Genomic DNA, 11127 nt, shown 5'->3' with positions numbered 1-11127 from the left:
TCGACCAGCACCGCGAGCCGGACGGCGCGGGGGCGGCCCAGGTCGCCCAGGGCGTCCATCGCCGCCCGCACGGTGCGGCCGGAGAAGAGCACGTCGTCGACCAGCACCACGGTCTTGCCGTCGATGCCACCGGCGGGGACGTCGGTGTGCTCCATGGCGCGCACCGGTTGGCGCCGCAGGTCGTCGCGGTACATCGTCACGTCGAGGGATCCGACAGGGATCTCGCGGCCCTCCACCTCGGCCATCACCTGCACGAGGCGGCGGGCGAGCGGGACGCCACGGGTCGGGATACCGAGGACCACGAGGTCCTGGGCGCCCCTGTTGCCCTCGAGGATCTCGTGGGCGATGCGGCGCAGGGCGCGGGAGACGTCACCCGGGTTGAGTACGACCCTTGCGGTGGGGTCGAGGTCTGCAGGTGGTGTGGGTTCCACAAAGTCGGGACGCGTCACGGCGTCGAGACCTCCTTCCCTGCCTCACGGGACAGGTCGTTAAAGGATGTCGGTCAGCGTGATCCTACCGTGACCCTCGCGGCCCTCCACCACCGGCTCGTGCCTGGGGATGACGGAGCGTCAGCGCGGCAGTTCGGATGCGTGTCCCAGGCCGACGAGTCGGCGGAGCGGCGGCACCGCCTACAGGCCGACCTCGGCCGCCAGGGTGCGCAGCCGGTATTCGAACCATTCCTCGGGATGGTCGATCGTGCCGACGAGGTGGCCGAACAGCTCGAAGCTGATGGCGCCGTACAGCTGCAACCAGGCAGCCACCGCACGATCGACGACCGGTACCGGCACCCCCTCGAACACTGATCCCCGCGTGGCGGCCTCGAGGTCGGCACGCACCAGCTTCGGCAGGCGGACCGACGGCTCGTCCTCGAAGCGGCCGCGCGCCGCGGCTTCGCGCAGGAGATCACCCAGCACGACGACCGCTCGCGCCGCCGGACCCACCGTGTCGGCGGGCGCCTGGTAGCCGGGGACGCGGCTGCCATACAGCAGCGCGTACTCCGCCGGGTGTGCCACCGCCCACGCCCGCAACGACCGCCCTACGGCGACGAAGCGCCCACGCAGGTCGGACCGGGGCACGGCGGCCTCGGCTGTCTCGGCGGCCGCGCCCATGGCGTTGTAGCCGTCGATGATCAGCGCCGTCAACAGGTCATCACGGCTCGGGAAGTAGCGGTAGATCGCTGACGAGACCATCCCGAGCTCGCGAGAGACGGCACGCAGGGACAGATCTGCTCCCGTGACCTCCAACTGCCGCAGGGCGATCTGCTTGATCTCCTCGATCATCTCCGCCCGCACTCGGGCCCGCAGCCCTGTCCGCTTCGTCTCTGCCATGGCTTCATCCTGTCAGAGTCAGAGAGCGCTTGTCACGGAACGAGAGCAACGCTCTTGACACTGCCTCAAACAGGGGGTCATGATCGTCACGTCAGAGAGCAGTGCTCACATTAGAGAGAGATGGTCACCATGAGTCTGCACATCGTCGTCGGATCCGGGCCGGTCGGGAGCGCCACCAGCAGGCTGCTGCTCGACCGGGGCCACCACGTCCGCGTCATCACGCGGAGCGGGACCGGGGTCGACGGCACCGAAAAGGTTGCTGCGGATGCAGCAGACACCTCCCGCATCGCCGAGCTCACGGAGGGCGCCGCGGCGATCTACAACTGCGTCAACCCTCCCTACGACCAGTGGACCACCGCTTGGCCGCCGATCGCCGCTTCGCTGCTGGCGGCCGCTGAATCCGCAGGCGCCGTGCTCGCCACCACGTCGAACCTCTACGTCTACGGCGAGGTTGACGCCCCGATGACCGAGAGCCACCCGCTTGCCGCGACGGGGACCAAGGGCAGGGTCCGCATCCAGATGTGGCGGGATGCCCTGGCTGCGCACCAGGCGGGAAGGGTGCGCGTGTTCGAGGTCCGCGGCAGTGACTACATCGGGGCCAAGGCGTCCTCGCTGCTGTCCCTGGTGGTGCTGCCGGCCTGGGCCAAGGGGCGCACGGCCTGGATCCCCGGTGCGCTCGATGCCGCCCACAGCTGGACCGACGTGGAGGACGTCGCGAGGTTGCTCGTGACCGGCGCGCAGGATCCACGGGCGTGGGGCCGGGCGTGGCACGTCCCGACCGCCGAGCCCCGGACCATGCGCGAGCTCACCACCATGGCTGCGGAGGTGATGCACGTCGAGCCGAAGGTGCGACCGCTCCCCTACGCGGCAGTCTGGGCCGCCGGCCTGTTCAACCGGTCCGTGCGCGAGCTGCGCGAGACACAGCACCAGTTCCGCCGTCCGTTCATCCTCGACTCGAGCGCGGCCCAGGAGACGTTCGGCATCGAACCGATCCCGACACGTGAGGCCATCACTCGGGAGGTCGCCGCCACCGCAGCCCCCGCAGGCTGAGGAAGCCTGCGGGTCAGACGAGGGTCGGTTTGACCTCGGCAAGCCGAGCAAGCAGCCCGTTGACGAATGCCGGCGAGTCGTCCGTGGACAGAGCCGTGGCGAGCTCGACCGCCTCCGCGATCGCCACGGCGTCCGGGACGCCGTCGCTCCAGAGCACCTCGAACGAGCCGAGGCGCAGGATGGCCCGGTCGACCGCGGGCATCCGGTCGATCGTCCAGCCCTGGCTGTAGGTCGTCAGCAGCTCGTTGATCTGGGTCCATCGGTGCACGACCCCCTGGACCAGCTCCACGGTGTACTCCGGCAGCGGCGTCTCCGCCGCTGGCTTCGCGAGCCGGTCAGCGAGCAGCGTCTCGACATTGAGCCCGCGCTGCTCGGCCTCGAAAAGGATGTCCAGCGCGCGTTTGCGCGCCTTGGATCGAGCACTCACTCGTTGACGCGACCGAGGTAGGAACCGTCTCGGGTGTCGACCTTGACCTTGGTGCCCTGCTCGAGGAACAGCGGCACGGAGATCTGGGCACCGGTCTCGAGGGTCGCCGGCTTGGTGCCGCCGGTGGACCGGTCGCCCTGCAGTCCCGGCTCGGTGTAGGTGATCTCGAGCACCACGGAGGCGGGCAGCTCGACATACAGCGGGTTGCCGTCGTGCGTGGCGACGATGGCGGTCTGATTCTCGAGCATGAAGTTCGCGACGTCACCGACGACCGAGCCCTGGACCGTGATCTGCTCGTAGGTCTTGCCGTCCATGAAGACGTAGTCGTCGCCGTCCTTGTAGAGGTACTGCATGTCGCGCTTGTCGACGTTGGCGGTCTCGACCTTGGTGCCGGCGTTGAAGGTCTTGTCGACGGTCTTGCCGGACATGACCGCCTTGAGCTTGGTGCGCACGAAGGCGGGGCCCTTGCCGGGCTTGACGTGCTGGAACTCCACGACCGACCAGAGCTGGTTGTCGAGGTTGAGGACCATGCCGTTCTTGAGGTCGTTCGTCGAAGCCAAGAGCTGCGTCACTTTCGTCTGCCGGAGCCGCACCTCGCGCGGTGTGCGCACGACGGTGCCCCGGAGGCCAACGGGGGATCGCCAGCATTCTACCGGGGCGGGACCCCGGATCCGGAATCCGTGGGCGCGGGCACCGTCAGCCAGGTCAGCTCGGCCTCTCCGTAGCGGCCCGGCGGGGAGGGGTAGTCGAGTGGCTCACCGTGGACGCGCAACGGCAGGGGCACATACGTGAGCAGCCCGTATGGCGAGTGGCTGGTCAGGCGCACCGGCTCGCCCGAGCCGTCCGGTTGGCTCGGCAGTTCTGCGGCGCGAAGGGTGGTGAGCCAGTGCGCGGTCCGCGCCAGCGAGAGGCGGGCGGCCCCCGGCCCGGTCTCGTGCCGGCGGGCCAGCAGGTTCATGACCTCCGCGGCGACCAGGTAGCCGGTGGCATGGTCGAGCGCCTGGGCGGGCAGCGCCCCGGGTCGCCAGACACCGTCGACCTCGGCGCCATAGGCGTGCCCGATGCCCACCGCCGACTGCACGACGCTGTCGAACCCCCGCTGGTCGGCCCACGGCCCGTCGAACCCCCACGCGCAGAACTCGACCCGGACGAGGTGCGGGTGCCGCTCCCCCACGGCCCGCGCATCCAGCCCGAACCTGGCCAGGGCCCCGGGGCGGTAACCCGTCACCAGCACATCCGCCTCGTGCAGCAGCTCGTCCACCCGCGCTGACACGGCGGCATCGGCGAGGTCGGCGGTGCCGGTGCGCTTGGCGAACCCGGTGTCGAGGTGCTGGTCGAGCAGCTCCGGGAGCGCCGGTGGGTCGAGTCGGAGCACGTCGGCGCCCAACGCCCCGAGCAGCCTGGTGGCGGTCGGCCCGGCGATCACCCGAGTCAGGTCGAGCACCCGGAGGCCGGACATCGGCAGACCATCCGCGGGAGAAAGCGGCACCGCACCCTCGGCCTCGTCGACCTCGACCAGAGGCACACCGGCGACGGCCTCACCCTGCGGGTGCGCGCGCCACTGCTCCAGAGTGCGCAGGGCGGCGGCGATACCGCCGGCGGCACGGACGCTCTGCTCGACCTCCTGCGCCGACCGCTCCCGCAACCGGTCGGCCACCGCGTCGCGGTCGTCGGTGCCGAGGACGTCGGCCAGGGCAGCGCGGTGATGGGGATAGTTGCCGTGCAACCGGACCCACCCGTCCGACGTCTGGAAGTAGCCCGACAGCGGCGCGAAGGGCTCAGGCGCACGGCCGTCGACACGCAGGTGGCCGATGGAGTCGAACGATGCGGCCGTGAGGACCGGGTCCACCTCGAAACGCAGTGGTGCCCCTCGCAACTCGGCCAACCGGGAGGCGGCGACAGCAGCGGCCTCCACCGCCCGCACCGCCATGAGGTGCACCGGGAGGGGCCCGGGCCACAGGTCCCCGGCTGCTCGCCCCGTCAAGGCGTCGCCGGGCGGCCGCTGAGGGCGAGCGCCTGCATGGCCAAGAGGTAGGAGTCGGCGCCGAACCCCGCAATGGTGCCGGTGGCGACCCCGCCGACCACTGAGGTGTGGCGGAACTCCTCCCGCGCCGCCGGGTTCGACAGGTGCACCTCGACCAGCCTCGCCCCCGCGCTGGTGACGAGCGCGCACGCGTCGCGCAGGGCATACGAGTAGTGGGTGAAGGCGGCCGGGTTGAGGATGACGTCGGCCCTCTCGTCCACCGCCTCGTGGATCCAGCCGATCAGCTCGGCCTCGTCGTCGGTCTGGCGGAACTCGAGGGAGAGACCGAGCTCCTCGGCCTGGCTCTGCGTGGAGGCCGCCACGTCCTCGAGGGTGGCCGAGCCGTAGACCTCGGGCTCCCTGGTGCCGAGGCGCCCGAGGTTCGGGCCGCTGAGCACGAAAACGCGATGGGGCGTCATACGTGGAGTCTAGGGCGGCCGAACCTGCCAGGACCGGATGGCGTGCACTCGGGCGCTGGGGTGGGCAGACTGCGGTGCATGAAGTGGAGTCGAGCCAGCATCAGCGCCCTGCCCGTCCTGGCCACCGCGAGCCTCGCGGCCTATGACCTGGCCCAGAAACGACATGCGCTGCTGCGCAACTTCCCGGTGGTCGGCCACTTCCGCTACCTGCTGGAGGCGATCGGGCCGGAGCTGCGCCAGTACATCGTCACCTCCAACGACCAGGAGCGACCGTTCAGCCGAGATCAGCGCCGCTGGGTCTATGCCTCGAGCAAGCTGGAGAACAACTACTTCGGGTTCGGCACCGACAACGACATGGAGAACCTGTCCGGCTACCCGATCATCAAGCAGCGGACGTTCTCGTCGGTGGTCCCGCCGTCCGGGATCCACGCCGGCGAGGAGGTCTGGCTGCCCTCGGCGAAGGTGATGGGGGCAGCCCGCGGGCGGGCCAAGGCCTTCCGGCCGGACTCGGTGGTCAACGTCTCTGCCATGAGCTATGGCTCACTGTCCGCCCAGGCGGTCGAGGCGATCAACCGCGGGGTGGCGATCTGCGACGCGATGCAGAACACCGGCGAGGGAGGGCTGTCTCGCTACCACCGCAAGGGAGGCAACCTGATCTTCCAGATCGGCACCGCCTACTTCGGCTGCCGGGACGAGGAGGGCCGCTTCGACCTCGCGCGGCTCAAGGATCTCGTCGCGAGCGCGCCGGTCAAGGCGATCGAGGTCAAGATCAGCCAAGGCGCCAAGCCCGGTCTCGGTGGTGTGCTGCCCGGCGTCAAGGTGACCGAGGCGATCGCGGAGGCCCGCGGTGTGCCTGTCGGCGTCACGTGCGTCAGCCCGTCCCGCCACGCCGAGTTCCACGACGTCGACAGCATGCTCGACTGGGTGGAGCTGCTCGCCACCGAGACCGGCCTCCCGGTGGGCATCAAGTCGGCCGTCGGCGCCTCGACGTTCTGGGAGGACCTCGTCCGCCAGATGGCCACGACCGACCGCGGCGTCGACTTCATCACCGTCGACGGCGGCGAGGGCGGCACCGGCGCGGCGCCACTGACCTTCAGCGACTCGGTCGCGCTGCCCTTCCGGCTCGGGTTCGCCCGCGTCTACTCGCTGTTCGCCGAGGCCGGCCTCACCGACGACATCACGTTCATCGGGTCCGGCAAGCTCGGGCTGCCCGACAACGCGATGGTCGCGTTCGCGCTGGGCTGCGACATGGTCAACGTGGCACGCGAGGCCATGCTGTCGGTGGGCTGCATCCAGTCCCAGCGCTGCCACACCGACCGCTGCCCGACCGGAGTCGCCACGCAGGACCCGTGGCTGACGCGCGGGCTCGACCCCAGCCTGAAGTCGGTCCGGTTGGCCAACTACATCCGCACCCTCCGCCGCGACCTCGTCAAGGTGTCCGAGGCCTGCGGCGTCTACCACCCGGGTCTGGTCACCGGCGACGACATCGAGATCCTGGACCGGACCCGGTCCAGCGAGCCGGTCCGCGAGGTCTACGGCTACCAGCCCGGCTGGGGCGTGCCGTCCGACGCCGACCGCGACGCGCTCTACGCGCTGCTCTCCGAGGTGGCCCCCGAGGGCGGCAGCGCGAGGCGGTCGGCCTCCGCCACCGGTTGACCAACTCCACGGTCCGACGCGGGGCCGCGCGTCGGCCAACTCGCGCTCGCCAGAGGCGCAGTCACGTCGCGCTCGCCAGAGGCGCAGTCACGTCCCCCTGGCCAGCGGGACGGTCAAGCCGCGCTGGTAAACCCGCCGAATCATGCCGGTATGCCGCCACGAACGTCAGGTTTGCCAGCGCGGCTTCACGTCGGAGCCACCACGAATCGCACGTCACGCTGGCACTGCCCGGCGACACACCGTGCGGCACGCCGGTATGACGGCCGCTCACCCCGGTAGTGCCAGCGCGAGTTGCGAAAACGCGTCCCGGGCAAACCCTCAACCGAGGGAGATCGCGCCACCCGGAGAGGTGTCACTGGAGACCGCGGCGTAGGCGGCCTGCAGGAGGGCCGGGTCGGGGCCCTCGAGCCGCACGGGACGGCCGACGCCGGCCAGCACCACGAATCGCAACAACGAGCCGCGGGCCTTCTTGTCCCGCTTCATCGCGTCGAGCAGCTGCGGCCACCGGTCGCCCCGGTAGGCGACCGGCAGGCCGAGAGCGGACAGGATCTGTCGGTGCCGGTCGACCGTCTCGTCGTCGAGCTTGCCGGCCAGACGGGCGAGCTCAGCGGCATACACCATGCCCACGCTCACGGCCGCCCCGTGCCGCCAGTTGTAGCGCTCGGCCAGCTCGACGGCGTGGCCGAACGTGTGCCCGTAGTTGAGGATCTCGCGCAGCGAGGACTCCTTGAGGTCGGCGGCCACGACGCGGGCCTTGACGGCCACCGCCCGCTCGACCAGCTCGCGCAGCACCGGACCGTCGACCTTCGCCGCCTCCGGATCGGCCTCGACCAAAGTCAGGATCCGCTCGTCGTCGATGAAGCCGCACTTGACCACCTCCGCCAACCCCGCCACGAGGTCGTTGGCAGGCAGGGTCTCCAACGACGCGAGGTCACACAGCACCCCGGCCGGGGGGTGGAACGCCCCGACGAGGTTCTTGCCCTCCGCGGTATTGAGACCGGTCTTGCCGCCTACCGCCGCGTCGACCATGCCGAGCAAGGTCGTCGGCACCTGCACCACGCGGACCCCCCGCAGCCAGGTGGCGGCGACGAAGCCGGCCAGGTCGGTGGTGGCTCCCCCGCCGAGCCCGACGACGGCATCCGACCGCGTGAAGCCGGCCTGCCCGAGCACACCCCACAGGAACGCCGCGACCTCGGCCGACTTGGCGGCCTCGGCGTCCGGCACCTCCGCCACGAAGGCGGAGTAGCCGCGTTCGGCAAGGTCGTCCCGCACCGCCTCACCCGTGGCACGCAGCGCCCGGGGGTGCACGACGAGGACGCGCTCGACGCCCTCACCGATCATCGACGGCAGCTCACAGAGCAGGCCGTGCCCGATCACCACGTCGTAGTCGTCGCCCACGCGGATGCGGGTCGGATCACTCACGCGCCATCTCCCAGTCGTCCCACGATCTCGTCCACCACGTCCTCCGGCGTCCGGCCGGCAGTGTCGACCGTCAGCGTCGCGAGCCGTTCATAGGTCCCGCGCCGCCGCTCCATCAGCTTGACCCACTGCCCGCGTGGGTTGATCGCCATCAACGGCCGCGACCGGTTGAACCCGACGCGGGCGGCAGCGTCGGCGATACCCACGTCGAGGAAGACGACCGTGTGGCCGGCCAGCGCCACGGCGATCTGCTCGTCCATCACCGCCCCACCGCCGAGCGCCACCACGCCGTCGTGCTCGGAAAGCGCGGCAATGACCTCGACCCGTTCGAGCTGACGGAAGGCCGGTTCGCCGTCGACCACGAAGATGTCCGAGATGGTGCGCCCGGTCCTCGCCTCCACCTGCTGGTCGGTGTCGCGCAGCCGGCAGCCGAGGCGGGCCGCGAGGACGGCGCCGACAGTGGACTTGCCGGACCCGGGCGGGCCGATCAGGACGGCCACCGGCCGGGGGCCGCTGTCGTCGGTCACCACGAGCGCATCGTCTCCGGGATCGCGTCGAGGTAGCCGCGCAGGTTGCGGGCCGTCTCGGGCACGCTGTCGCCGCCGAACTTCTCGACCGCGCACTCGGCGAGCACGAGCGCCACCATCGCCTCGGCGACCACTCCCGCCGCCGGCACGGCGCACACGTCGGACCGCTGGTGGATCGCCTTGGCGACGCCCCCATCGGCCACGTCCACGGTGTCCAGTGCGCGTGGCACCGTGCTGATCGGCTTCATCGCGGCCCGCACCCGGAGCACCTCACCGGTCGACATCCCGCCCTCGGTGCCGCCGGCCCGACCGGTCCTCCGGTGGATGACGCCGTCCGCGTCGCGTTCGATCTCGTCGTGGGCAGCCGAGCCCCGCCTTGCCGCCGTGCGGAAGCCGTCGCCCACCTCGACGCCCTTGATCGCCTGGATGCCCATGAGCGCACCGGCGAGTCGGGCGTCCAGCCGGCGGTCCCAGTGCACGTGTGAGCCGAGGCCGGGCGGCAGTCCGTAGGCCAGCACCTCCACCACGCCACCCAGCGTGTCGCCGTCTCCGCGAGCGGCCTCCACCTCACCCACCATCGCCGCCGACCCGGCCGCGTCCAACGTGCGCACCGGGTCGGCGTCCAGCGCCTCGACGTCGTCCGGGGTCGGCAGCGGGGCGTCCGCACCGACTCCAGCGGCACCGATGGCGACCGTGTGCGACACCAAGCGGATCCCGTAGGCCTGGGCCAGGAACGCCGCAGCCACCGAGCCGAGCGCCACCCGCGCCGCGGTCTCTCGCGCCGACGCGCGCTCGAGCACCGGCCGGGCCTCATCGAACCCGTACTTCTGCATCCCCACGAGGTCCGCGTGGCCGGGACGCGGCCGCGTCAGGGGCCGGTTGCGCGCCAGCTCCTGAGGCGCGCCCACGTCGTTCGATCCCGCGAGCGCCTCGGCTGCGACCGGGTCGGGACTCATCACCGCCTGCCACTTGGGCCACTCGGTGTTGCCGATCCGGATCGCGACGGGCGAGCCGATGGTGCTCCCGTGCCGCACACCACCCAAGAACTCGACCTCGTCCTGCTCGAACTTCATCCGCGCGCCCCGGCCGAACCCGAGCCGCCGACGCGCGAGCGCGGAGGCGACCTGCCCGGTCGTGACCTCGACCCCCGCCGGCAGCCCCTCCATCACCGCGACCAGGGCGGGCCCGTGCGACTCACCGGCGGTCAACCAACGCAGCATGCTCTGGATCCTGCCACGGCGGGTCAGCCGGTCAGCGCCCCGGTCACCAGCTGGACCGGCAGCAGCACCCCCACGAACGCACCCACGATGATCGGTGGCCCGTAGGCGATGAAGCTCTTGAGGCCACGGCGCCGGGTGACCAGCAGGACCACCGCGAGGACGCCGCCGAGGATGAAGCCCGCGTAGATGCCGATCAGCACCGGCCACCAGCCCAGCCAGCCGAGCACGAGTCCCATCAGTCCCGCGAGCTTGACGTCGCCGAGCCCGAGACTGCTGCCACCGGGGGAGAAGAGGGCGAGCAGGAAGTAGCCGACGAGCAGGACCACTGCGGCGATGACGGCCCGCACCAAGGCGCCCCACTCGCCGGTCCCCCACGAACCCAGGACCAGCAGGACGAGCAGGATCGGGAAGGAAGGCAGCACGATCGGGTCGGGCAGCCGGTGCACGTCCAGGTCGATGGCGACCAGGGTGATCCCGACCGCCGCGAGATACAGGTATGCCGGGAGCAACAGCCCGTGACCGACGTCACCGATGCGCCACGCGAGCAGCGCCCACAGGACTCCCAGCGCCGGCACGAACCACCAGCCCACCGCCCGCCGCGGCGCCTCCTGCTCGTCCTCCAGCCGGTAGGAGCGGGCCTCCACCCAGCGGCTCAGCGCCAGGCCGACCCCGATCCCGAGCACGCCGCACAGGGCCACCAGCCAGCCGACGGGTTCGGCCCAGCCCTCGGCGAGGGGGATGCTCAGGGGTGCCACGGCTACCGTCCTGCCAGCGCGGCGACACCGGCCGAGCGCATCGCCTCGACGGGCGGCTCCAACCCGGTCATGAGCAGGACCTGGCGTGCGGCCTGGTGCACGAGCAGGTCGAGGCCACCGGCCACGCTCGCGCCCCTGCTGTCGAACGCCGCGGCAAGCGGTGTCGGCCAGCCGTCGTAGACGACGTCCAGCAGCACCTGGCCGGCGGAGGAAGGCGCGTCACCGAGCCGGGCGGCCAGCGCGTCCGCTCCACCTGGCGGAGCGGTGTTGACCACGAGGGGCGCGGCCGCCACGATGCCGTGC

Annotated in this window: 12 protein-coding genes and 1 pseudogene; 2 read left to right on the top strand and 11 right to left on the bottom strand. The window is 71.2% G+C overall.

Annotated elements, in window-relative coordinates; all coding sequences use genetic code 11:
• Both pyrR and FRW57_RS10555 read right to left on the bottom strand, forming a co-directional pair.
• Positions 1 to 449 (bottom strand): bifunctional pyr operon transcriptional regulator/uracil phosphoribosyltransferase PyrR (gene pyrR / locus FRW57_RS10560; RefSeq protein WP_152185972.1); only part of this gene is annotated, 449 nt, incomplete at its 3' end.
• Between the two features lie 180 nt (positions 450 to 629).
• On the bottom strand, positions 630 to 1328 hold the full coding sequence (locus FRW57_RS10555; protein WP_137121976.1) for a TetR/AcrR family transcriptional regulator: 699 nt from the start codon (positions 1326 to 1328) through the stop codon (positions 630 to 632).
• Positions 1329 to 1457: 129 nt separating this feature from the next.
• Here FRW57_RS10555 and FRW57_RS10550 point away from each other — a divergent pair, with 129 nt between their 5' ends.
• Positions 1458 to 2378 (top strand): NAD-dependent epimerase/dehydratase family protein, encoded by a 921-nt coding sequence (locus FRW57_RS10550; RefSeq protein ID WP_137121975.1) that lies wholly within the window; start codon positions 1458 to 1460, stop codon positions 2376 to 2378.
• A gap of 13 nt (positions 2379 to 2391) precedes the next feature.
• Here FRW57_RS10550 and nusB read toward each other — a convergent pair whose 3' ends face one another.
• The 4 genes from nusB to aroQ all read right to left on the bottom strand — a co-directional run bounded on the left by nusB (position 2392) and on the right by aroQ (position 5247).
• Positions 2392 to 2805: a transcription antitermination factor NusB gene (gene nusB, locus FRW57_RS10545; RefSeq protein ID WP_137121974.1), complete on the bottom strand. Its 414-nt coding sequence runs from the start codon at positions 2803 to 2805 to the stop codon at positions 2392 to 2394.
• Positions 2802 to 3365, bottom strand: a complete 564-nt coding sequence (gene efp, locus FRW57_RS10540) for an elongation factor P (RefSeq protein ID WP_137121973.1) — start codon at positions 3363 to 3365, stop codon at positions 2802 to 2804. The genes nusB and efp overlap by 4 nt, the downstream gene beginning before the upstream one ends.
• Positions 3366 to 3454: 89 nt before the next feature.
• Entirely contained in the window at positions 3455 to 4735 is a 1281-nt protein-coding gene (locus FRW57_RS10535) for a CoA transferase (protein WP_137121972.1), read from the bottom strand.
• 50 nt (positions 4736 to 4785) lie between these two features.
• Complete coding sequence (gene aroQ, locus FRW57_RS10530; RefSeq protein WP_137121971.1) at positions 4786 to 5247, bottom strand: type II 3-dehydroquinate dehydratase; 462 nt, start codon at positions 5245 to 5247, stop codon at positions 4786 to 4788.
• A gap of 78 nt (positions 5248 to 5325) precedes the next feature.
• Between aroQ and FRW57_RS10525 the strand changes: the two genes are divergently transcribed.
• Positions 5326 to 6903, top strand: coding sequence for an FMN-binding glutamate synthase family protein (locus FRW57_RS10525; protein ID WP_152185971.1), 1578 nt, complete (start codon positions 5326 to 5328; stop codon positions 6901 to 6903).
• A gap of 318 nt (positions 6904 to 7221) precedes the next feature.
• On the opposite strand, the gene aroB is transcribed toward FRW57_RS10525, so the two are convergent.
• From aroB to FRW57_RS23180, 5 genes and pseudogenes are all read right to left on the bottom strand, one after another.
• The gene (aroB, locus tag FRW57_RS10520) at positions 7222 to 8325 is read right to left on the bottom strand and encodes a 3-dehydroquinate synthase (RefSeq protein ID WP_152185970.1); all 1104 of its coding nucleotides are present in this window, start codon (positions 8323 to 8325) and stop codon (positions 7222 to 7224) included.
• A complete protein-coding gene (locus FRW57_RS10515) occupies positions 8322 to 8849 on the bottom strand; it encodes a shikimate kinase (RefSeq protein WP_137122025.1) in 528 nt (175 codons plus the stop codon). Before FRW57_RS10515 ends, aroB begins: the two co-directional genes overlap by 4 nt.
• Positions 8846 to 10069, bottom strand: a complete 1224-nt coding sequence (gene aroC, locus FRW57_RS10510) for a chorismate synthase (RefSeq protein ID WP_137121968.1) — start codon at positions 10067 to 10069, stop codon at positions 8846 to 8848. Before aroC ends, FRW57_RS10515 begins: the two co-directional genes overlap by 4 nt.
• A 23-nt stretch (positions 10070 to 10092) precedes the next feature.
• Complete coding sequence (locus tag FRW57_RS10505; RefSeq protein ID WP_137121967.1) at positions 10093 to 10824, bottom strand: prepilin peptidase; 732 nt, start codon at positions 10822 to 10824, stop codon at positions 10093 to 10095.
• 2 nt (positions 10825 to 10826) lie between these two features.
• A pseudogene (locus FRW57_RS23180) lies at positions 10827 to 11127 on the bottom strand (shikimate dehydrogenase); the annotation flags it as partial.

It is taken from the genome of Segeticoccus rhizosphaerae (assembly GCF_009192725.1).
In the GTDB taxonomy this organism is placed as follows: Bacteria; Actinomycetota; Actinomycetes; order Actinomycetales; family Dermatophilaceae; genus Segeticoccus; species Segeticoccus rhizosphaerae.
Note: the sequence above shows the minus strand (reverse complement) of the source record. Positions and strands in the feature narration are given on the sequence as shown.